11 protein-coding genes are annotated in these 23,487 nt (G+C 70.7%); 5 read left to right on the top strand and 6 right to left on the bottom strand.

Annotated features, from left to right (window positions below):
* Positions 1 to 6 precede the first annotated feature (6 nt).
* On the bottom strand, positions 7 to 6,852 hold the full coding sequence (locus tag ACFWRO_RS05265; RefSeq protein WP_384504460.1) for an RHS repeat-associated core domain-containing protein: 6,846 nt from the start codon (positions 6,850 to 6,852) through the stop codon (positions 7 to 9).
* A 535-nt stretch (positions 6,853 to 7,387) separates the two neighbouring features.
* Between ACFWRO_RS05265 and ACFWRO_RS05260 the strand changes: the two genes are divergently transcribed.
* Positions 7,388 to 10,957: a DNRLRE domain-containing protein gene (locus ACFWRO_RS05260; protein WP_384504459.1), complete on the top strand. Its 3,570-nt coding sequence runs from the start codon at positions 7,388 to 7,390 to the stop codon at positions 10,955 to 10,957.
* A gap of 139 nt (positions 10,958 to 11,096) precedes the next feature.
* On the opposite strand, the gene ACFWRO_RS05255 is transcribed toward ACFWRO_RS05260, so the two are convergent.
* From ACFWRO_RS05255 to ACFWRO_RS05235, 5 genes are all read right to left on the bottom strand, one after another.
* Complete coding sequence (locus ACFWRO_RS05255; protein WP_384504458.1) at positions 11,097 to 12,458, bottom strand: serine/threonine-protein kinase; 1,362 nt, start codon at positions 12,456 to 12,458, stop codon at positions 11,097 to 11,099.
* On the bottom strand, positions 12,439 to 14,583 hold the full coding sequence (locus tag ACFWRO_RS05250; RefSeq protein ID WP_384504456.1) for an AIPR family protein: 2,145 nt from the start codon (positions 14,581 to 14,583) through the stop codon (positions 12,439 to 12,441). The genes ACFWRO_RS05255 and ACFWRO_RS05250 overlap by 20 nt, the downstream gene beginning before the upstream one ends.
* A 29-nt stretch (positions 14,584 to 14,612) precedes the next feature.
* A complete protein-coding gene (locus ACFWRO_RS05245) occupies positions 14,613 to 15,356 on the bottom strand; it encodes an SAVMC3_10250 family protein (protein ID WP_384504455.1) in 744 nt (247 codons plus the stop codon).
* A 315-nt stretch (positions 15,357 to 15,671) separates the two neighbouring features.
* Positions 15,672 to 16,307 (bottom strand): DUF2993 domain-containing protein, encoded by a 636-nt coding sequence (locus ACFWRO_RS05240; protein ID WP_384504453.1) that lies wholly within the window; start codon positions 16,305 to 16,307, stop codon positions 15,672 to 15,674.
* Between the two features lie 218 nt (positions 16,308 to 16,525).
* On the bottom strand, positions 16,526 to 18,910 hold the full coding sequence (locus ACFWRO_RS05235) for an MMPL family transporter (protein ID WP_384504451.1): 2,385 nt from the start codon (positions 18,908 to 18,910) through the stop codon (positions 16,526 to 16,528).
* A gap of 189 nt (positions 18,911 to 19,099) precedes the next feature.
* Here ACFWRO_RS05235 and ACFWRO_RS05230 point away from each other — a divergent pair, with 189 nt between their 5' ends.
* From ACFWRO_RS05230 to ACFWRO_RS05215, 4 genes are all read left to right on the top strand, one after another.
* Positions 19,100 to 19,735, top strand: a complete 636-nt coding sequence (locus ACFWRO_RS05230) for a TetR/AcrR family transcriptional regulator (protein ID WP_384504449.1) — start codon at positions 19,100 to 19,102, stop codon at positions 19,733 to 19,735.
* 784 nt (positions 19,736 to 20,519) lie between these two features.
* A complete protein-coding gene (locus ACFWRO_RS05225; protein ID WP_384504448.1) occupies positions 20,520 to 20,933 on the top strand; it encodes a hypothetical protein in 414 nt (137 codons plus the stop codon).
* Positions 20,934 to 20,966: 33 nt separating this feature from the next.
* Positions 20,967 to 22,481 (top strand): gluconokinase, GntK/IdnK-type, encoded by a 1,515-nt coding sequence (locus ACFWRO_RS05220; protein ID WP_384504446.1) that lies wholly within the window; start codon positions 20,967 to 20,969, stop codon positions 22,479 to 22,481.
* 38 nt (positions 22,482 to 22,519) lie between these two features.
* A complete protein-coding gene (locus ACFWRO_RS05215; RefSeq protein ID WP_384504522.1) occupies positions 22,520 to 23,437 on the top strand; it encodes a cyclase family protein in 918 nt (305 codons plus the stop codon).
* The last annotated feature ends 50 nt before the right edge of the window (positions 23,438 to 23,487 follow it).

The following is a 23,487-nucleotide window of genomic DNA, read 5'->3' as shown; positions in this document are numbered from 1 at the left end:
ATTCCCTTACGCGATACAGGCGGCGGGGTTGGCACACGGATCGGCGTTCATCGCGTCCTCCACCCCCAGTGGGTCGACCATATCCTCGAACGTCTCCTTCAGACCGTCCTTCACTCCGTGTTCCTTGATGTTCCCGGCCGCCCCGCCCACGCCGGTCAGCGCGCCGCCGGCGATGCCGAACGACTTCATGAAGCCGCCCACTCTGCTCGGGTTGCCCGTGGCCTTCGGCTTCGGGTTGCGCGATTGGTCCTTCGGATCGACCTCGAACTTCTGGCCGGTGATGTCCGACATGGCCTCGGCGCTCACGGCGGTCTTGCGGCTGGCGATGAGGCTCTTCTCCTTCGCCGGGTTCGCCTTCACGTGCGCCGTCATCCTGCCGTCGATGTCCCTGAGGTTCACGGCGTGCCAGAGCTCTTTCGACTCGGCCCTGGCGAGCCTGAGCTCGGAGTCGGTGAGCACACCCTTGCCGCCCTTCAACCGCGCCTTGCGGTCCGCCTCCAGGAGGTTGGACAGACGCGTTATCAAGTCGGGGACCTTCGGGACGTGCCATCTGCCGTTGACGGGCTTGCCGTAGTTCAGCTCGTGGATGAACGCCGTGCCGGCCTTGCCGTCACCGGTGATCTTCGCCCCGGGCTTGACCTCCCGGAGGTAGATGGAGTTCAGGATCTTCTGGAAGCCCTCGTGCTTCACCACCGGAGCCTTGGCGACCGGCTTCTTCAGACCCGGGTTGGCGTGCAGCCCGATGCCGGTGAGCTGCATGAACATCTTCTTGATGTTCATGAAGAGGCCGAAGAAGAACAGGCCGGTCGGGTCGCTGTTGGTGATGGGGCTGTTGTTGCTGTACGCGTACCCGTTCATCTGGAGCGGGTCGGACAGGTCCACCACGGGGTCCGCGGAGATGAAGCGGCCGGTGGACGCGTCGTACTCACGCGCCCCGATGTGGGTGAGGCCGCTCGGGTCGTCGATGCCGACGCCCAGGTACGACCGCCTGTCGACCCAGGCCGGCTTCGGTCCGCGCACCTCGCCGTAGGGCTTGAAGGCCCTGCGGGTGATGGGCTGGTTGGTGGTCTGCTCGATCGCCGTGGTGGCGGTGCCGAGGTGGTCGGAGAGCAGCACCGTGAGCTTGTGGCCGGTGGTGGCGCCGTTCACCGTGGACCGGACGACCGTGGGCGCGCCCTGCTGGGCGTAGCCCCGCGTCGCGCGGGTGATCTTCCCTGCGGCGGTGGTCAGTTCGGCGCCGTCCACGTTGAGCACGCTGCCGGCGGGGCTGTTCTCCAGGATGCGGTTGCCGTCGGCGTCGTAGACGTACTTCGTCGTGACACCGTCTTCGGTGAGCGTCGCGAGCTTGTTCTCGCGCGTCCACGTCAGATCCTGCGTGGTGGTGGCGAGGTCGCGCTTGGTGGTGTTGCCGTAGGCGTCGTTGACGTACGAGCTGCCGCCGCCTGCCGGGGCCGTCGAGACCCAGGACAGTGTGTGGGGCTGGGCCGTGTACGACGGGGAGGTCCCGTTGCCCGTGACGGTCTTGCCGTACCCGTAGGTGAACGTGACGTCCTTGGTCGCGTCCTTGGTGTTGTGCTCCACGAGCGAGGCCCGGTTGCCGATCAGGTCGAACCGGAACGACTGCCAGTAGGAGGTGGTGCCGGTGTCGACGGTCCCGGTGGCGGGGGCTCCGGCGGCGAGCGAGGCCGTCAGCACGCTGTCCGGGCTCTCGCCGTCGGTCACCTGGTCGGGGGCCTCGGCCACCGGACCGCTGGAGGGCCAGCCGTCCGTGCGCGGCCCCCAGGCGGCGCCGTTCGCCGCCTTGCAGCCCGTGCCGTCGCCCTGCGGCGTGAGGTTGGACGTCCAGGCCTGGGTGAGCTCGCCCATCGCGTCATAGGTGAAGCACTGGGTGTCCCTCGTCGTGACCGCGCCGTCGGTCAGCTTACGGGCGAAGCCGCTGATGTTGCCCGCGACGTCGTACGCGTAGGTGCTGTCGGAGATCCGGTGGGAGTTCACGGTCTCGCGGTCCGCCACCGTGCGCTGGACGCGTCCGGTGTGCTGGTCGACGAAGTTGGTCGTCCACACGCGGTAGGGCTGCGGTCCTGTGACCGTGCGCAGCGGCTCCCCGTAGGGCGAGTAGGTGATGTCCGAGGTGTACCAGGTGTCCCCGGAGGTGGTCTCGGCGAGGCCGTCGCTGTTGTAGCGGGTGATGACCTTCTCCTGGGCGAGACCGCCCGCGGCCGGCAGCGTCACCGACAGCGGCTTGCCCGTCGGGGTGTAGCTGTACGCGTAGCCGTACGTGCCGGAGACGCCGGTGGTCATGGAGTTGGCGGGGATCACCACCTGGCGGCCGGTGGGCTGGTAGCGCGCGTCGAATCCGGTGACGCGGCTGATGTAGTCGCCGCTCGCGTCATGACGGATCGCGGAGGTCCGCTGTCCGATGCCGCCGGCGATGTCGTCGTAGGTGTACTCCTTGACGGGCGCCGAGCCCGTCGTGCCCTCGCGGACCGCGACGACGCGGCCCAACTGGTCGTACGAGGTGTGGATCGCGCCCCGGAGGTCGGTCACGCTGGTCTGGCGGTCCGCGCTGTCGTAGCCGTAGGAGATGTCCCCGGTGTCCGGGTCCGTGGCGGAGGTGATCCGGCCGCGGGCGTCATGGGTGTAGGTCCAGACGTTGCCCGCCGGGTCGGTGACCTTGTCGCGGTTGCCGCGGGCGTCGTAGCCGTAGCGGGTGTCGCGCCAGCGGCTGCTCGCGCTGTTCGTGTAGTGCTGGATCAGGGTGATCCGGCCGCGGGCGTCGGTCCAGGTGTTGGTGGCCGGCGCGGCGCCGCCGGAGGGCCGGCTGTAGGTGTTGGTGTCGCCGTAGGTGGTCGTCGACCAGAACGCGGTGTCGCCGCTGTGGTAGGTCGTCGCCCGGACCGGTCGCTCCAGACCGTCGTAGCGGGTACGGACCAGGCTCGGGACGAGCCCGTCGGACACCCGCTTGAACTGGGCGGCCTCCGGCTCTCCCTTCGCGACGTACGCACCGGTCTGCTCGCCGACCAGGCCGTGGTCGTTGTAGCGGGTGTCGGTGATGATCCGGCCGGGGCCGTGGGCCTCGCGCTGGGTCTGGACGGCGCGCATCATGCCGTCGTAGACGGTGACCTGCTTGGCGTAGGTGCCGTCGTCCTTGAGGCTCTGGGCGATCACGGCCGTCGGCCTGGTGACCGTCGGGGTGGTCTCGGCCATCTGGTAGCCGATCATGACGTCAGGCGTCTGCGTGCCCGAGGAACGGCCCGTCGACCAGCCCTTGACGAGCCGCCCGAAGGCGTCGTACTCGGTCCTGACGACCTTGCCGTTGGGGTCGGTGACGGTGAGTTCCGAGCCGCGGCCCGGGTCGAAGGTGCGGACGGTCGCGTGCCCCTTGGGGTTGATGACCTTGACGCCGGTGACCGGACCGCCCGTGTCGCCGGGGGTGTACTGGGTCTCGGTGGTGCCGACCGTCGGCTCGGTCACCTTGCGGGTGCGGCCCAGCGGGTCGTACGTCGTCGTGGTGACGACGGAGTGCGAGGTGCCCGCGCCGTCGATCTCGGCGGCGGAGGTGACGAGGCCCTTGAGCGGCGGGGCGCCCCACGCCTGGTCGTCGTACGAGATCCGGACCGAGCTGATCAGCTGGGTCGCCGGGTCGGCGGACGCCTGGCTCGCGCACGAGGTCGCCGTCTTACGGGTGGCCGTCGGGGCGCCGATGATGTGGGCCGTGGTGTTCTGGGCCAGCGTGGTCGTGGTGCAGTTGTAGTCGCTGAGCGTCTCGCCCGTGCCGTTCGGCTTCACGACGGCCGTCTGCATCTGGACGGGGATGCCCGTGTCGGGGTCCGCCTCCGTCTCCGTACGGACCGCCTGCCAGCTGGATCCGACGTACTGGATCGCGTCCGAACGCTTCACGCCGGCGCGGTACGCCTTGAGGGGTGACAGGCCGCCGTCGCGGGTGCGCGAGGCGGTCTCCTCGGACCAGGGGAACGTCAGGGTGCGCTTGACGACCCGGCCGCCGGATCCGTCGTACACGATCGTCTCGGCGGGCATGCCGGCGTACTGGGCGGCGTCGTCCGCCACGAGGGTGACGGCGTCCTTGGAGTCCTTGACCGCACCGCCCGCGCCGCGGAAGTACCGCACGACGGAACGGGACTGGGTCTGCGGGCTGCCCGTGGCGGGAACGTTCTTGCTGCCCTTGACCGTGGAGACCTGCCGGTAGCCGCGCCACTCGCTGTAGGTGCGCAGGGCGGGCTTGGTGAACTCGTCGTCGCTCTTGGTCCAGGCCGCGTCGGCGTAGTCGTAGCGGTGGGTGATCCGGTCGGAGACACCGGTGATGCGGTCGGTCTCGGTCACGGTGTGCACGACGTACTTGTTGAACCAGGCGAGGGCCGGCTTCTCCACCTCACCGTCGGGGGACCAGCGCAGCGGGAAGCAGGTGCCGTGGTTGTCCTCGGGCGCGACACTTGGCTGGACCTTGCAGCCGCCCTTGTACGTGACCTCGACGTCACCGCCGTGCTCGGTGGAGACGGTGCCGATGCGCGGGCGGGTGAAGCCGGGGCGCGCGTCGGAGCTGCTGCGGGGTACGAGGTTGGGGAGCTGCTTGTCCTTCAGGTAGCCGCTCAGCGGATGGGCGGTGCCGGTGCCGACGACGTACGGCTTGAAGCTGACGCCGGCCTTCGACAGCAGGGTGCCGCTGGTGTCGCCGGGCTTGAAGCCGTAGCGGGTGACGGCGTTCAGCCAAAGTCCGGGCGCGGTGTCGTACCAGTCGCGGGGGAACGAGTGGTTGAGCAGATAGGTGTCGACCTTGGCCAGGCCCGTGGTGCCGGGGCGGTGGGCGTAGGTGGTGATCCCGCCGAGCCGCAGCCGGTTCCAGAAGGAGGGGAAGCCCGGGCACAGCTTCGAGCCGGCCTTGCAGTTGAGGTTGCCGGGGCTGTCCCACCAGGGGCGGTAGGAGGCGGGGTTCTTGGTGTCGTCGAACTTCTCGGAGGCGCAGACCGTGTCGTCCTGCACGCACCGCTGCCACAGCAGGAAGTCGATCTTGGCCGCGGGCTCCGCGCCCAGCGCGCCCGCGCGCAGACCGTACTCGATGGAGTCCGGTAGGCCGCCGCGGTCGTACTTCTCCGGGGTCTTGAACTTCTTGTTGACGGCGTAGTAGTTCGTCGACTTGTGCCAGTTGACGATCATCACGTTGCCGTGGACGTCGATCACCTTGTCCAGGCCCCAGTGCCAGGCCTGCTGCTTGGTGGCGTCGTCGTTGCAGCGGGAGGCCGCGAAGGTCTCGGCGTGGCACGGCTCGCCGGGGTGGTTGCCGAAGACGGGCACGGTGAACACCGACTGGGTGTCGGCGTGACCGTCACCGATCTTGTTCAGGCCGTAGAAGTACTGGGTGCCGTCGGTCGCGGTGACGACCCAGTACTCGCCGTTGTTGTCCCCGTTGGTGCCGCCGGTCTTCAGCTCGACGCGGGTGCCGTCGTCGTGCTGGGGGCGGTAGGTGTTGCCGGTGCCTTCACGGACCAGTTCGAGCGTACGGCCCTGGTGGGACATGACGGCGTTGTACGAGACCCAGCACAGGTCGGAGGTCTTGGCCTTCTTCGCCGTGTTGTTCGGCTCACCGGCCGAGGTCGCCTCGCGGTCGTCCTTGCAGGTGCGGTAGCGGCGCTCGATGTGGCCGGGGTCGTAGTCCCAGCCCTCGCCGAGCCAGGAGGTCTGCGGGGAGGAGGAGGCGGTCCTGCCGTCCACCGCCTGCGAGTTGTAGTCGAAGGAGATCTCCGGCGACGGACCGGCCGGCGCCGACGGCACGTCGAGCGGGTACGACCAGCTGAACGCGCCGGAGGAGGTTCCGGCCTCCCACTTGCCGTTGGAGATCAGGGGCGTGGCCCGGAAGGAGCCGCCCTCGCCCATGCCCGAGTCGACGGCGCCGACGACGGCCCTGTCGCCGCCGTCGGCGACCTGCCGTACGCCTGTGGAGCGGACGTAGGAGGCCTGGAAGACGCCCGACGGCGGGGTCGTGGCGCGCGGGGCGACGGCCGGGGTGACGGTGCCGTCGGCGGCGGTGTCGACCGTGGCCGTGATGGTCTTGGTCTTGGTGTCGTTGACCGTCTCCAGCTCGTCGTAGGTACGGCACTCCTCGACGTCCGGGGTGGTCAGGTAGCACTCCGGGAACTGGACGAACGTCAGCCGGGAGGCCCAGTCGGCGCCGTACAGGTTCTGGTACGCCTTGTAGTCGAGCTGCACGGAGACCGGGACGGAGCCGGTGGAGGGCGCGGTCACGGTGACGACCGCGCCGTCGACGCTGTCGGCCTCGGGCGCGGTGCGCGGGTAGACGCCGACCTGCCAGGTGCCGGTGGGCGTCGCGGCGCCGGGTGCCTGGCCGAGCTTCACGGGCAGGGTGCCGACGGGCTCGAGGGCGGCTGGGGCGGTGGAGCTGGCGGTGGTGGTGGTGGCGGTGGTGCCTGTGGCGCTGGCGGTCGTGCTGCGGGTGGTGCTGCCGGTGGTGAACGCGGCCTGCCGTACAGCGGTGTTGCCGGAGGTGGAGGAGGCCTGCTGCGGGGCGGGGCTGCCGAAGGTCACGGCGGCCGTGCCGCCGGCCGGCGGGGTCGCGGTGCCCGCCGGAGCCTCGTCGTGGGCGGGCGGCGGCTCGGCCGCGATCGTGCCGAGGCCGGCGTTACGGGTCGCCCCGTCGACCGGCTTCTCCTCGGGGAGGTTCTCCAGGACGAGTTCCTCGCGGGGCACCTCGTCCTTGGCCGGATCGGGCGGCAGGGCGGCGGCCTGCGTCGGCAGGAGCGTGAGCAGCAGCGCGGCACCGACGGCCGGAACCACCGCGGCACGCAGGCGCCTTCGGCGCGCGGACAGGAAAGCAGGCACGGGTGAGGTCCCCCCGGACGACATGAAGCGGCGCCTGGGCGGACCGCAGGTGAGGCCAGTGAACGCGGTCATTCTGTGTGTGAGTTGCGCGTAAAGACCAGGCGGAAAGTGTTCACGTGGTGATGATCACAGCCATACATCGGCCGAATCGGAATTCCCCGTTCACAACCCGCTCAAGAGCCCTTCAACCACCATGTCAACGAGGTAAAGCGCTGTTGCCCGCCCAAGGGGATGAAGGAGCATCAACTGCGGCAATACCGCGCGCATTTCCTCCGGATAACGGGCAGGAATACCCGCTTCGTCTACGGCCGATTACTCCCCTGTCCCGGCGGCGCGACCGTCCTCGCCCGAAGAAAAGCGTCCGGCTCCGTGTGGAGAATTCGTGGCCGCCGCGTGACGACTGATCCCCCGTAAGCCATGATCTGCAGGCATCCGTCACGCCGGTGCGCGCACCGCCGTGCCCGCGTGACCAGCCACAGGAGCCCGGTCGGCCGTCTGCCGTAAGCCGGTTCTCGAGGGGGAAGGAACCTCGCTCATGACGAGCAGATGGCGCCGCGTGCCCGGGCGTCGACCGGTCGCGGCCGTGGCGGCAGCCGTCGTCGTGGCCTCGGGCCTCACGTACGTCGGTCTCGACAGCGGTCCCGAGGACCGCCGGGGCGACGCGGCCCCGCGCACCAGGAACAGCGCTCCGCTGAGCGAGTCCGACGCCGGGGCGCTGGCCCGGAAGACCGGCAAGGCCGTCGAGGCCACCGCGATGCGCACGGCGTACTCGACGACGTGGGCCAGGCCGGACGGCCTGATGCAGCGGCGGATCCACGCCAGCCCGATCCGCGCCAAGGTCGACGGGGTCTGGAAGGCCATCGACACCGACCTGAAGCGGGTCGACGCCGGCTGGGCGACGAAGGCCACCAACGTGGGCGTCGTCTTCTCGGCAGGCTCGAAGGCCAGGGCCGCGCAGGGCGAGGGCGCGCAAGGCAAGAGCGCGCAGGGCGAGGGCGCACAGGGCGAGGCGGACGACCGCGCGTCACGGGCCGGTGCGCAGCGCGTCTCGCTGCTGCCGGGAACGGTGGCCGGCGCGCCCATGGCGACCACGGCCACGGGCAATGTTCTCGCCACCCTCACCGTCAACGGCCACGACATCGTGGTGACCTGGCCCGACGCCGTACCCACCCCGATCATCGACGGCTCCAGGGCGCTCTATCCGGAGATCCTGCCCGGCGCCGACCTCGTCCTCACCGCCGATGACGGCGGCTTCGCCCAGCTCCTGGTGGTGAAGAACCGTCAGGCCGCGGCCGACCCGCGCGTCGCCCGACTCGCGTACGGGCTTTCCTCGCCGGACCTCAGCTTCAAGCTGGACCCGACCACGGGCGTCGTCTCCGCCACCGACACCGGGGGCCAGGACATCGCCGAGTCCCCCACGCCGCTGATGTGGGACAGCGCGGGCACGCCCACGTCCACCGACGGCGGGGGCGGCACCAGCGCCTCCCCCACCGCCCCCGAGGTGATCCCCTCGGAGTCGCCCGTTCCGTCCGGTGAGCCGGAGGAGACACCGACCGCTTCGGCCGAGCCGACGGACAGCATGAACGACGGCGACCAGGGCGACACGTTCAACGAGGTGCTGCCGGAGGCGACCAACGAGGCCGCCGACCCGTCCGTGATCGGTGAGATCGAGGGTTCCGCGCCGCCCGTGCCGGCGGAGCCGACGCCCGAGCCGTCGCAGACGGGTGCGGCGGCGACGCTGTCGCTGCCCGGAGTGAACGGCCCCCAGCCCGACTCCAAGGGCACGCTGGTCGGGACGGACCTGGAGGGCTCGGACTGGGTGATGACCCCGGACCAGGACTTCCTGAACGACCCCGGCACGGTGTACCCGGTCTTCGTCGACCCGTCGATCAAGAAGCACACGAACGACTGGACGACGGCCTACAGCCGCCACCCGAACGCGAGCTTCTACAACGGCAAGAACTTCAACAAGGGCGGCACGCACGAGGCCCGCGTCGGCTACGAGTCCGACACCTGGGGCACCTCACGGTCGTTCTTCAGCATCGACTGGGACCCCGACCTGAAGGGTTCCACGGTGCACAGCGCCAAGCTGCGCGCCCTGGAGACGTACTCGTGGTCGTGCAGCGCGCGCAGCATGACCGTGCATCTGACCGGCACGATCAGTTCCAAGACGAACTGGAAGAGCGCGCCGTCCATGAACAGCGGCAACAAGATCGGCGGCGGCAGCTTCGCGCACGGCTGGAAGTCCTCCTCCTGCCCCGACGAATGGGTGGCGTTCGACGTCAAGTCCTCGGCGAAGAAGGCCGTCGACGGCGGCTGGAAGACGATGACCATCGGTTTCAAGGCCTCGGACGAGGGGTCGCAGTACTCCTGGAAGAAGTTCCAGGCGAACGGCGGCCAGGACCCGTTCGTCGACCTGTCGTACAACCGTCCGCCGACGACCCCGACCAGCCTGGTCCTCGACCCGAACGCGGTGCGCTGCGACACCACGTCCCCGTACCTCAACGTGGGCGCGTCCTCGATCACCCTCTGGGCGAACAGCACCGACAAGGACAGCAACCTCCAGTCGGTCCACTTCGAGCTGTGGCCGACCGGAGGCAGCACCACCAACCTGCTCGGCAGCAAGGGCAAGGTGTCGGTCGGCAGCCAGACCGGCTCGGCGAAGGTCCACACCGATCCCTTCTCCACCAGCGGCCTGAAGAACGGGACCACGTACTCGTGGCGGGCCAAGGCGGTCGACAAGTTCGGCGCGACCTCGCCGTACTCGCACACGAAGACACCGTGCCGCTTCGTCTTCGACAACTCGAAGCCGTCGTCGCCGACGGCCTCCTCGGCGCAGTTCCCGGACGCCGATGCCAAGGACAACGGCTTCGAGAACGACTCCGAGGACTCCAAGTGGAGCACGGTGAAGTTCGGCACGGCCGGTTCCTTCGTCTTCAAGGCGGCCCAGACGGACGTGGTGAAGTTCGAGTACGGCTTCAACCAGGCGTCGTACCCGTTCTCGGCACCGCGGACGAACGGTGCGCCCGTCACCACGACGACCACCGTGAACAACGTCAAGCCTCCGCTCGCGGGGCCGAACGTGCTCTACGTACGGGCGGTCGACGACGCGGGCAACCCGTCGCAGCCGACGAAGTACCTCTTCTACGTGACCCCTCGGGACCAGGCGGACCACCCCGGTGACTTCACCGGTGACAAGCTGCCCGACCTGATGGTCGTGGACGGCAACGGCAACCTGCGGCTCTACCCGTCGGAGGCCACCACCGACCTGATCAAGGGCACGGGCGACCTGGACTACTCCATGTCGGGCTCCTACCGCGGCAACCCCGCGAAGGACCCGAACGGCGACGACGGCCTCCCGCAGTACATCTCGGCGCCGTCGGGCTACTGGAAGAACACCCTGATCACCCACCTCGGTGACGTCTACGGCGGCGACGGTCTCCAGGACCTCGTCGCCCGCCGTGAGGGCAAGCTGTGGGTGTACCCGGGCGACGGGTACGGCGGCGTGAACATCGACAAGCGGCAGGAGATCCTGCTGCCGTCGAACGCGCCGGCACCGGACACCATCACCCAGATCGTCTCCGCCGGGGACGCCACGGGCGACGGCAAGACGGACTTCTTCCTGAAGGTCGGCGACGCGCTGTGGGCCTTCGTCGGCTACAACGGCGCGAGCATCGAGAAGGCCGTCCAGCTGTCCAGCTCGCCCTGGCTGGAACGCGACATCGTCACGGTCCAGGACATCACGGGCGACGGCGTAACGGACATGATCTACCGAACCGACGTCTCCGCCCGCCTCCTGCTCCGCACCGGCAAGAAGGACGCCGACGGCAGCGGCGTCGACATCCTGTCCCTGGCATCCGCCGCCAACTCCGCGACCGGGGTAGACGCCCAGTACGGCGCCTCAGGCTGGGGCCGCACCAACATCCGTCTCTTCCACGGCACCCCGGACGCCAACGGCGACGGCATCCCCGACATCTGGACCCTCCGCGTAGACGGCGCGGTCCGCTTCTACGCCGGCAGCCGAGGGGAGATGGCAGGCAGCGGCATCGAAATCATCGGCAACAGCGACGGCGTCGGCTGGAAGAACAAACTCACCATCGGCTGACGCGACACACCCTCTCGACCCCAGCGGGGCCCGGCCGATTCGGCCGGGCCCCGCTGGGCTGTCCCCGACCGGTCCCCAGGGCGGTGCGCCGCCTTCGGGCGCGGGACCAGAGAGGCAGCCGTCGTGGGGCGGGCCTCCATCAGCCGGCGTAACCCCGCCTGATCCGGTCCAGATGCTGGCTCACCACCAGCAGCTCCTGGCGGTACTGCTCCCTGGGCAGGGACAGCAGGAACTGGTGAAGGTCGGTGAGTTCGATCGTCGCCGCGCCGTAGTCGCCCAGGTTGACCAGAAGAGTTCCGGCGTGGAGCCGAACCTCCAGCAGAAGGGGGTCGTCGGACGGGCGGACGGGTGCCAGTTCGTCGAGCAGAGCACGGTACTGCTTGTGCGCCTCGTGGAGGTGCCCGAGGCCCATGCGGCAGTGGGCGGCGTGAGCCCGGCACTGGGCCGCCTGGTCCGCGTGCTGGGGGCCGGCCCTGCCGAGTTCCTCCGCGAGGGCCGTGTAGGCGGGCAGGGCTTGACCGAGGTCTCCGTCGTCGAAGAGGGCCTGGGCGTGACTGAAGCGCTCGGGAACCGGTACCGGCACGGCGCCGGGGCCGGCTGGCGAGACAGAGGCGGCGGAGGTGGGCTCCGCACCGGGCTGGAGGGGAAGCAGCCGGTCGAGGACGGCCCGTGCGGACGAGGGGCGCTCGTCCTGGCGCTTGGCCAGCGTCTCGGTGACGACGGCGTCCAGGATGGGGTGGATCTCGGGGCGCAGCATCGACAGCGGGACCGGAGGCTCGTGGAGGAGCGCGTTCAGCACGTCGGTGAAGGGCGGCTCTCCGGTGAGGAGTTCGTAGAGGATGCAGCCCATGGCGTACAGGTCGGTCTGCGGGACGATGAGCCCGGACTTCACGATCTGCTCGGGGGCCAGGTATCCGACGGTGCCGAGAACCTGGCGGTCGCTCGTCAGCCGCCGGCTGGTTCGGGCAGCGCCCTTGAACGTCGCCGCCACCCCGAAGTCGAGCACGGTGATCCGGCCGCTGGGCGACACCATGATGTTCGCCGGCTTGAGGTCCCGGTGGATCACTGGGAGGGCATGGGTGTGCGTGAGGATGTCGCAGAGCTGCAGGGCGATGTCGACCACCTGCGCCTCTGTGAGCGGCTGTCCGTGCCTCAGCACGGATTCGAGGGTGTCGCCGAGGACGAGCTCCATCACCATGTAGACATGCTCCGCATCGCGTCCGAGGCGCGCGTCGAAGAGCACCGGGAGGCCGGGATGGCGAAAGCCCGCGACGATCCGGGCCTCCCGGCGGAAGCGCTCGATCAGCTCGTCGGCGGCCGTGCGGTCGCCGGTGGCGGGGAGATGGTGCGGATGGATGAGCTTGACGGCGACGGGGCGGCGCAGCTCCCGGTCGTACGCCTGCCAGACCTGCCCCATGGCGCCGACGCCGAGTCGCGTGCGCAGTTCGTAGCGGTCGTCGAGGACCCCCAGGACCCCGATGTCACGATCCACGGACGTCATCGCCCGATCCGGCCGCGCCGTCGGCCACGAGTTCCTCGGCGAGCTCGACGAGCGTGCCTTCCCCGGGCAGGACCCAGCACCGGGGTCCTTGCACCGCCACGGGAGCCTCGGCCCACTCGGCCTCCTGCCAGATGCGCATCACCAGTCCGCTCGGGGAGTAGCGAGCGCCGTCCACCGCCCAGATCAGGGGCGCACCCGCGTCATTGACCCAGGTGGCGAGATAGCGGCGCGGATCCTCGCCGAGCCACTCGCCGAGCGCCTGCTCCTCCGGGCGTGTGGTGGTGCGGAAGACGAGTCGCGCGCCGTCCTTGATCCGCCTGTGGTCGACGAGCAGGCGCACGCTGCTCGGTCGTCGTCGGGACGGGCGCAAGCGGTGGTCCGGAGAGGTGAGAACCGGCGAGTTGGAAAGGCCCTCCGCAGCGAGTGTGTCCAGCGCTGCCGCCGTGATCTGTCGGCACCTGCCCGCGTCGCTGAAGACCCTGGAGAGAAGGGCGCGCTCACCGTAGATGTCGGCCAGCAGTCTCGTCAGCAGAGGGACGATCGTGCCCATCCGCCCCGCGACGGCGTTGGCCCTGCTTTGCCAGGCGTCCCCCGGCTCGTCGATGTCGTCGTCGCCGACGAGCCGGAAGGCGATGTGGTTGAGCAGCAGCGACCCGGTGCCGGTCAAGGCCCGGTCGCGGCCGGAGAGGGTGTCGGACGTGTCCTCCAATGCCTGGCCGATCGCACGGGTCAACTGGACCGAACGCCAGATCTGGAGTGCGGTGGGGCGGCGGCCGAAGAGCTTGGTGTACGCGCCGTCCGGTCCGGAGCGCCAGAGGTGGTCGTGGTCCGCCCGCACGCGTGCGACGAGGCCCGCGTCCCGGTGGGCGCAGGCGAGAGCGGTCGCGGCTTCGACGATCGAGCAGCCGCTGGCCGGTGACGGGTCGAGTTCACCGCGCTTGTAGACGTACGACTTCCCCAGGGTGTGGGCGAAGTCATCGCGGATCAGCGCCTGTTCCGGGGCGAGGGCGACGAAGTCCCGTGGCTCGACGTGGTTCTGTGTGTTGCTGGCCTTGGCGATGCTTCGTGCGAGCCCGTCCGGAGCGTCCTTGACGCACATGACGCGGAGCATGACACGGGCCTGCGCGGTGGCCTCGGGGGCCTGCCGGAAGGCGTGGTAGGCCGAGGCGGCGGTCTGCGCGCCGTTGACGATCTGGGCGTTGGTCAGTTCCAGCCGCACCGGCTGACCGGCCGTGCGGCGGGCGAAGTAGTGGGGCCGGACGTCGTCGCATACGACGGTGACGCCGTTGTTGAAGTACCAGAAGTGGTCGGGATCGCTGATCAGGCTGCCCACCAGCTCCTGGTTCACCTTCGTCATGCCCAGGTAGCGGCGAACATTGCCCTCGTACAGCCGCTCGCCGTGCTGCTCGTACCATCCGGCCAGTTCGTCCGCCGCGATCGCGCCCATGTAGGTCTCGTACGGGTGGTGCATGGCGACCCAGCCGTCGGCCATGGTCGCGGTCACGGAGAACCGATTCGGGGAGACGTCCTGGCGGACCGCGGCGTGGAAGTCGGCGAGCGCGAGGGAGCGGAAGTCCACGAGCTCACCGAAGTCGTTGAACTCGGCGACGGAACGCGTGAGGGCGGTCTCGGCGGCAGGAGCCAGTCGTCCGTCACCCGTCACCGCAAGGACCAGGTGAATGCGGCAATCGGGGGAGGCGAGCACGTCGTCGACCCTGGCCGCGAGGTGCTGAAACCTGGCGTTGGAGTCTCTGTGACGCAGATTCGTCAGCAGGCGCAGGCCATGAATCAGGCGGTCGGTGTCGTCGGCGGAGATCCCCGCCGTTCCGTGGTCGCTCCACTTGGCCTGGATGAGCCACAGTTCGGGAGTGGCGATGGAGAAGGCGACGGCGTCGATGCCCATGTCACCGGCGCCGTCGATGACGGCCGCGGCGGCCTCGTCCGGGTCGCGGTCCGTGAGAACGGAGACGGCTTTGGCGGCCAGGGCCCGCGAGAGGAAGGCACGCTCGCGCGAAGGATCAGGCACAGCGGACGGGAAGTCCGTCATGCCGATCAGGCCCCCGAACTCCCGGCTCAGCGCGGCACGGAGCTGCTGGACCGCTACGGGGTACCCCTCGTCGTGCATCGACGTCTCCTCTTCGGTCGGCGCCCCGGTCAGGGGGTCTCTCCGACGTACTCCACCGTGAGCGGGCTCGCCACGAGACAGCGAGGTGCTCCGTCCCGCTCGGGGAGCAGTGCCGTGACGCGGGCGTATCCGGTCATCGGGGCGGTGGTGTCGATCTCCTCCTGGCCGACATCGAGGGCGCGCAGCAGGTCACGGATGCCCGCGGCGCTCAAGGCGGGGGCCAGGGGTGACGCCGAGGCCGCGTCGGCGGGCGCGGCGGCGCCGGGATCGGAGTTCGGGGAGAGCGCCTCGACAACCTGTCCGGCCCTCGTGAGGAAGACGGAGCCGACGCTGTCGCCGCCGCCGATCTCGTTCAGCGTGGGGCCGTCGGTGAGCTGGGGCGTCCAGCCCAGCAGGTGTTGGGCGGAGCCGTGCAGCAACAGACGGCAGCCGGCGCCTCCGCCACCGCCGGAGCCCGGCCCTGAGTCGACGAAGAGCAGGAGGTCCCGGTAGGCACCGCGGAGCGTGACGCAGCGCATGGGCGCCTCGAACTGCACCCACACGCCGGGGCGGAGGCCAGGCTCCTCGTACCAGAGCGCCGACCCCTCCAGATGCTTCTGCACCTGCTGCAGATGCCGCATCCGTCCCTGCTCGCTGTCGGCGGCCTGCGCGTCTACGTCGACCCCGACGCCGAACGGTGTAGACAGGCGCACCGCCCCAGCGCGGGGCGCGCGGCGCGGCTCCGGCAGGAACTGCTGGAGCTTGCCCACGGACAGATAGATGACATCGCGCAATCGGGCCCCCAAGTCCGGTCGCTCGGCCCTGCTGGTATGCCGGAGCCGTCGCCTCCAGCATACGGGCTGCGGCTGCCGACCTGGATGCGGACGGCCGCGGCCGACTGCGCCGCAGCCAAGAGGCCGACCTCGCGGCACTGAAGAAGATCCTGGCCCGCGAAGGTGACGAGGACCGGGTCACCGACACCTTCCGAACGTGGCTACTGGCCAAAGGCTGGACACCCGTCGATCCGACCGACCGCTGGACCGACCTGGAAGCCGTACGCGGCGAGGAACGGCTGATCTGCGAGGCCAAGGGCCGCACCAACCGGTGGGTCAAGTGAGGTTCACCCAGCGGGCCTCGGCGTGGGCGGTGATTCCGTCCGGGCCTACGGTGACCTCGGTGGGCCTCATGCCCAGCGGGAGCGGCGGCAGTTGCCGGTGCTCGCGGGACAGGGCCCCCGCGATGGCGCGGGCGGTTGGATCGAGCGTGCGGCCAGCCAGGGTTGCGCTGTCCGCGTGCAGGGTGACGACGCCCGCGTCGAGGCGGGGTTCGGCCGTGATGACCAGGGGCATACCCAGCACGCCGCTCTCGATCCGCAGCCGGCCGCCGCCGGCGTCGGAGAGCCGCATCTCCCGGTCGCCGGCCGTGCCGAGCGCGTCGAACGATGCGGTGAACGTGGCGTCGACCGAGTCCGCCGCGTAACCGCCGAGCTGTTCGGACACCCGGTGGAGGTCGACTTCGGCCTTGACGGGGATGCCGTCGGGCGTTCGGGCATCTCCCGTGACCCGGACCTCGGGATGGTGCCCCCGGGCGGCGTGCAGCAGGAACGGATGGCCGTCGATGGTGACATCCGGCGAGGTCAGACCACCGCCCTGGCGGGCGGCGATCCGGTCGGCGAACCGCTCTTCGCCGAGCTGGCGGGCCAGGGCGTCGGCCGTGAGCAGGAGGGCGCCCACGAGGACGGTCACGGCCGCCATCCGCCGGTACGGGCGGCTCGGGCGGCCAGTGCGGCCCCTGCGTAGGTTCCGGCGCTCGGAGGCGGGTGGGGACGCGGGCGCGGGCGGGGTGCGGAACGGCATGGATCGGTACCTCGGGGTCGGGTCGGAGTAGGGGCGGGGTGGGGTGGGGTGGCGGAGGTGGTCCGGTCGGGGTTGAGGATCGGGGGTTCGGTCGCGACGCGGGCGGATCAGGGTGCGGGAAGGCGGTCGGCTCGGGAACCGGCGTCGGCCTCGGACGGTTGGGCCGCGGGCTTCGCCGTGCAGGCGCGAGCGCGCGGGGCGGGCGTGGGGGTGCCCTCTATGTCCACGCGCGGCAGGATCCGGTCGAGCCACGCCGGCAGCCACCAGTTGCGCGACCCGAGCAGCACCATGCTGGTCGGGACGAGGAGGCCGCGGACGACGGTGGCGTCCAGGGCCACCGCCGCGGCCAGTCCGATCCCGAACATCTTGACCACCGGGTCTTCGGACAGCAGATAGCTCAGGAACACGCAGAGCATGATCAGCGCGGCCGAGCTGATGATCCCGGCCGTACCGGTCAGCCCGTCCACGACCGCGCGCCGGTTGTCGCGGTGTCGCAGGTAGGACTCGCGCACGGAAGTCAGCAGGAACACCTCGTAGTCCATGGAGAGCCCGAACAGCACGGCGAACATCAGCAGCGGGACGTAGCCCGGGATCGGCACCGGCCCGTCGAGGCCGAGCAGGTCGGCCCCCCATCCCCACTGGAACACCGCGGTCAGCACGCCGTACGAGGCCGCGACCGAGATCAGGTTCATGGCGGCCGCCTTGGCCGCGACCACGGGCGCGCGGAAGGCGAGCAGGAGCAGCAGCCCGGCGACCAGGACGACGGTGGCGATGATCGCCGGCATCCGGTCCGCGAGCCGGGCGTTCAGGTCTGCCTGGGCGGCCGTGGGCCCGCCTACGTGGGTGGCGGCCCCCGTACCCGCGGTGGCCTCGGGCAGGGTGGTCCCGCGCAGCTGCTCAACGAGGGCGACGGTCCGCCGGTCGCCGGGACCGGTGGTGGGGGTGACCTGCCAGAGGACGGTACGGCCGTCCGGGCCGATGCGTGCCGGGCCGACCGCCTCGATCCCGGGGGTCCGCGCGAGGGCCTCGGTGACCGGGGCGACGCGGTGATCGGAGGGGCCCTCCGCCGCGGTGGGCAGGGTCTCGGTCACCTGGACCGGGCCGTTCGCGCCCGGTCCGAAGGCCTCGGCCAGCTGCTCGTACGCGGTGCGGCTCGCCGTGCCGGCCGCCTTGTCGCCCGCGTCGAGTTGGCCGAACGTCAACCGGGCGGCCGGCGCTGCCAGGACGGCCAGCAGGACCAGGCTCGCGAGCAGGTAGCGCCAGGGCCGGTCGGCCACGTGCGCGGCAAACCGCCGCGCACGCGCGTGCGCAGGCTCGGTGACGTCGGCGGCGCCCTCGCTGTCCTCGATGTCGTCCTCGACGTGCTCGGCGCCGGTTGGCGCGGAGCGAACGGCCGGCGAAGCGGTCGGATCCGCCGGGTCCGGCGCGGGCCTTGTGGCCGCGGGCCTCGCCTGCGCCCGCCTGCCCTCGCGGCGTCCGCCCGTGCGGTGACCCAGGCGGTGGCCCAGCAGGGCGAGCAGGGCCGGGAGCAGAGTCAAGGCGGCCAGGACCGCGACGAGTACGGCGATGCCGGGGGCCAGCGCCAGGGCATACAGCAGCGGCAGCCCGCCGAGCGCCAGCCCGGCCAGCGCCGCCGCCACCGCGCCGCCGGCGAAAGCGGCGGCCTTGCCGGCGCTCGCTGTGGTGTGCCCGACCGCCTCCGGCACCTCGTGACCCTGCGCCAGGAGTCCACGGAAGCGCGTGAGACAGAACAGGGTGTAGTCGATACCCACGCCGAGGCCGATCATCGCCGCGATGGTGGCCCCGGACGAGGGCATGTCGAGGAGGTGCCCCACCAGCCCGATCACCGACAGCGAGACCACCAGCCCGAGGACCCCCACCAGCAGGGGCAGCCCTGCCGCGAGGATTCGGCGCAGTGCGAGGAAGAGGATCACTGCGGCCGCCGCGAGACCGATCAGCTCACTGTGCGCGGTGGACCGCTTGTCGACGGCCGCAGCGAGGTCGCCTCCTGCCGTGACCTCGATACCCGCCCGGCGCGCGGGTTCCGCGGCCGAGAGCACGGCCTCGCTGATCTCCGGGGTGATGTCACGCCCCGTCACGTCCAAGCCGACGGACAGGTAGGCGGTGTGCCCGTCCGCGCTCATGGCCGCGCCGCCCGAGGGCCCGTACGGCGTGGCGACGGCGACCACATGGTCCGCCGCGGCCACGTCGGCCGCGGCCGCCTCCACCGCCCGCCGCGCGGTCGCGGAGGTCAACTCCGGGCCGTCCGGCGTCGTATGCAGGACGATCGGCTGATTGCCGGACGCGGGTCCGGGGAGGGTCTCGGCGGCGTCCCGGGCCGCCTGGCTGTCGCTGCCGGGGATGACCACGGCCTCGGTGGTGACGCGGCCGTGCAGGGCCACGGCTGCCACCACGGCGATCACCACGGCCGCCCACACGGCGAGGACGCGTACGGGTCTGCGGGCGCACCATCGGCCCAGGGCAAAGAACATCGTGCTGCGTACCCCTCCACGGATCCACTAATGAAGTTGCACTCTGAGTGCAGATTTACGGTTGCACTAGGAGTGCAATAATGTCAATCGGAGAGAGGAGCCCAGGTGGAACGGCAGGGTGAGGAGCGGGACCGGCAAAGGCGGGGACAAGAGCCGGAGCAGGGTGTGCGGGAAAGCCGGCGGCCCGGCTTGTCACCCGCCGGGACCAAGGACGGCCGGACCGAGCGCGGCCGGCAGACCCGCGAGAAGATCGCCGACGCGCTGCTCGCCCTGCTCGACGAGGGCATGACGGAGTTCCCCGCCGACCGGGTCGCCGAGTACGCCGGTGTCTCGCGCCGCTCGGTGTTCCACCACTTCGCCGACATGGCCCAGCTCATGGACACCGCCATCACCCGCCGGCTGGAACAACTCGCGGCGCAGATAAGGCCGTTGCCCACCGAAGGGCCGCGGGAGGCGCGGGTCGCGGCGCTGGTCGAGCAGCGCTCCCGGATCCTCGAATGGATCACCCCGGCCCGTCTGGCGATGATCCGCATGGACAACCCCTCGGAACGGATCCGTCAGGTCACCGCGGACGCCTTCCGCGATGCCCGCGAGCGCTTGGAGGCTGTGCTCGCCGAAGAACTCGACCGGCTCCCGGCCCGGCAGCACAGGGACCTGGCCGACGGGTTGGACGCGGTGACCACGTGGGGCGCCTGGCACCACTGGCGGTCCACGGGACTCGACGCCGAACAGGCGCGGCACGCCATGGAGGCCACCGTGCTGAACCTGCTCGCCTCCGCCGACCCACCGGGCCGCGCCCCGGCCCCGCGGGACGACTCCGACTGACCACCCCGGCTTGCAGCAGCCGGCGCAGCAGCTCCTGCGCCTGGACGTCCCGCGCCGGTGCCTCCTGCTTCCTTCCCGGGGACCATCGGGTGGGAGGAGGCGCACTGCGGGCCTGGACGATCCGCTCGACTGCCGGTGTGGACAGACCCCCCTCGCTGATCTCGCATTCGTCCAGGGCGAACCACTCGGTGGGCCGTGCGAACGCCTCGGTGCCGATCGGCACCCCCGTTCGGCTGGACGAAATCGAAGCCGGCCTGCGCGCCGCGAGCGCGCAGCCAGGCGTCGGCCACGGCCTTCACATACAGGTGGTCAGCGCTCGCCACGCCGCGGGCACGGCGTCCGCAGCGGCTTGTGCGGGTGCCTGCGGAACCGCGAGGCCCGACGCCAGCAGGGGTACCGCGATGGCTGCCGAGATCAGCCGCCGGCGCGTGCGCCGGAAGGCGAAAGCGTGAGAGGGGGAGTCCATGCCATGGGTCTGTCGACCGGTGAACGACGTCGTGAAGGCTTCATGACGGCAAGTCCTCGCCATGGCAAAGGCTTGTCAGCGGTGAATCGTGGGATTCCGGACGGAACACGACGCCCCCCGGTGGGCGTCGTCCGGTGCGACCCCCGTGCCGCTGACGTGCGGAGGTGGCCTTCCAGTCGCGCTGGAGGTCGCGGCGGCACCGGCCGGTCTCGCCTTGCCGACGTGCGCCCGGAGGGCGACAGGGGTCAGATTGGAGTATGTGGTCCACCGGACGGAGACGCCTCGGCGGATCGGCCGGACGACATGGAGGAGCCTGGCATGACGACCCACGCGAGCTCACCCGGTCGGCGAGAGGACACGTACAGCAGCGGTTGGCTGGTGTTCGCGGCCGTCATCATGATCTTCAGCGGGATCATGACGCTGCTCGGAGGCATTTCGGCCATCGCCAAGGACGACGTGTTCCTGGCCACGCGTAACTACGTCTACGAGCTCAACCTCACCGGCTGGGGGTGGATCCACCTCATCCTGGGCATTCTGATCGTGCTCACCGGCATCGCCGTGTTCAAGGGCGCCACATGGGCCAGGGTCGTCGGCGTGGGGCTGGCCGGTCTCAGCATGATCGCCAACTTCATGTGGCTCCCGTACACGCCGTGGTGGGCCTTGTTGTTCATCGCGATCGACGCCCTCGTCATCTGGGGGCTGTGCGTCGCGCCCCGGCGGATGCGGGACTGACGTCCGGGACCCGCTCCCGTGACACACGGAACCGTGACAGAGCAGCTGCCTCGACTGGTGCTCGTCGTCGGCGTCGCAGGGTCGGGCAAGTCGACAGTGGGGCGCCTCCTGGCCGATCGACTGGGCTGGGCGTACCGGGACGCCGACGAGTTCCACTCCGAGGCCAATCGAGCCAAGATGGCCGCCGGGCATGCCCTCACGGACAGCGAACGGGAGCCGTGGCTCGAAGCGATCGGGGAGTGGATGGACGGGGCGATCGCGGCCCGTCGGAACGCCGTCGTGACCTGTTCCGCGCTGAAGCGTGCCTACCGGGACCCGCTGCTGGCAGGGCGCCCCGAGGTTCTTCTGGTGTACCTGCACGGCTCACCCGACGTGCTGCGTTCCCGGCTTGTCACACGGCACGGTCACTTCTTCCCTGCGGACTTGTTGGGGACGCAGCTCGCGGATCTGCAGGAGCCGGAGCCCGACGAGCACCCGTTGGTGGTGGAGATCGATCAGCCTCCGGAGGCCGTCGTCACGGCGGTGCTTTCGCTGATGCGCCGGGAAGCCGGCTCCGGGAGGCCACAGGCCGGATCCGTCACGGAGCGGGCCGTCCAGACCGTCGTGCCCGACGACCCTTCCGCGTCGTCCAGCCCGACGGGTGCGCTGTGGCGGTTGGAGCATGAAGAGCAGAGCGCGGTCGTGGTCCAGCTGGGCGGCGCCCTGCGGGATTACGTCATGAACGGCCGCCCTCTGCTCGACGGGTTCTCCGCCGGGTCCGCCGTCACGGGCGGGCGGGGGCAGCTGCTCGTACCCTGGCCGAACCGGGTGGGCGGCGGACGCTACCGCTTCGGCGACCGGGACCTGCGACTCGCTCTGACGGAACCGGAGAAGGGCAACGCGATCCACGGGCTGCTGCGCTGGTCCCTGTGGAGGCTGCTGGCCCGTACCGACGACGCGGTCCGGGTCGGCACGACGCTCTGCCCTCAGCCCGGATATCCCTTCCTCCTCGATGTCTGCGCCGAGTACCGGCTCGGCCCCGACGGGCTCGAGACCGCCGTCTTCGCCACCAACGCCGGTACGGGTCCTGCGCCTTACGGAGTGGGTCAGCACCCCTATCTGACAGTCGGCACCGACCTCGTCGACACCGCGCTGCTGACCGTTCCCGCCAGGTACCTCCTCCGTACCGACGACCGGGGGCTGCCGATCGGCAAGGAGTCGGTCGACGGGACCGCGTACGACTTCCGCGCGGCCCGCCCCATCGGCGATCTGCGGCTGGACACGGCCTTCACCGGCCTCGACCGCGGCCCCGACGGCCGGGCCGTCGTGCGCCTGGCCCACCCTTCCGGGCTGCGGGGTGTCGATCTGTGGCTCGGCGAAGGCACCCGGTATGTACAGGTGTACACGGGCGACACGCTGGCGGAACCCGAGAGACGGCGGCGTGGTGTCGCCGTGGAGGCCATGTCCTGTCCGCCGGACGCCTTTCGCAGCGGCACGGATCTCACCGTGCTCGAGCCGGGCGACACGCATGTGCTCCGATGGGGCCTCAGCCCCTGGGAGCGGCCATGACCCCGACCGCACAGCCCTCGGCCGTGCCCGGTCCCGATATGCCCGCGCACGAGTTCAGGGCGCTCTACGAGCGGCTGCGACGCGGAGCGGCGCGGTCGACGGGGGACGGTCGGACCGGCGCGCTCCGCCACGTGACGCCCGATCGGGTCGTGGCCGCCGTCTCGGAGGTCCGCCTCGGACGCACGGTGTCGCTGGCCGCTCCGATCGAGACCGTGCCGGGCCCCGACGACCCCGAGCCCGCGGTGCACCGGATGACCGGCCCCGCCCCGGATGACCTCGGTGCCGAGGGTGTCCACTTCGCCACCGACCGCTTCGCCATGAACGTGCACGGGGACGCGGACAGCCACCTCGACGCCCTCTGCCACGTGGTGTTCGACGGGGAGCTGTACGGCGGGGTACCGGCGAGCAGCGTGACGGCCCAGGGGGCCCGTGCGCTCTCCGTGGAGCTGGTCGCGGACGGCATCGTCGGTCGGGGCGTGCTGCTGGACATCCCCCGGCTGCGTGGCGTGCCGTGGCTTGAGCCGGGCGACCATGTGACGCCGGACGATCTGACGCGCGCCGAGGCCGCGCAAGGGGTTCGTGTCGGACCGGGGGACCTGCTCTTCGTCCGGGTGGGCCATCGTCTCCGCCGTAGGGAACTCGGGCCGTGGAACGCGGCGGCGGCTCGGGCCGGCCTCCACGCGACCGCCATGGAGTTCCTGGCCGAGCGCCAGGTCTCGGTCCTGGGCGGGGACGGCAACAACGACACCGCGCCCAGCGCGGTGGAGGGCATCGCCTTCCCCGTCCATGTCCTGGCCGTGCAGGCCATGGGCGTCCATCTGATGGACTACCTGCGGTTCGAGGACCTGGCCCGGCTGTGCGCGCGGGCGGGGCGCTGGAGTTTCCTGTGCGTGGTCGCCCCGCTGCGGCTGCCCGGAGGCACGGGATCACCCGTGAACCCGATCGCGGTGCTGTGAACGCCGTACCGGGCAGGGTGTCCCCCGGTCGCCGTGCACGGGGAGGGCGG

This window comes from Streptomyces sp. NPDC058579 (assembly GCF_042718575.1).
Classification (GTDB): Bacteria; Actinomycetota; Actinomycetes; order Streptomycetales; family Streptomycetaceae; genus Streptomyces.
Note: the sequence above shows the minus strand (reverse complement) of the source record. Positions and strands in the feature narration are given on the sequence as shown.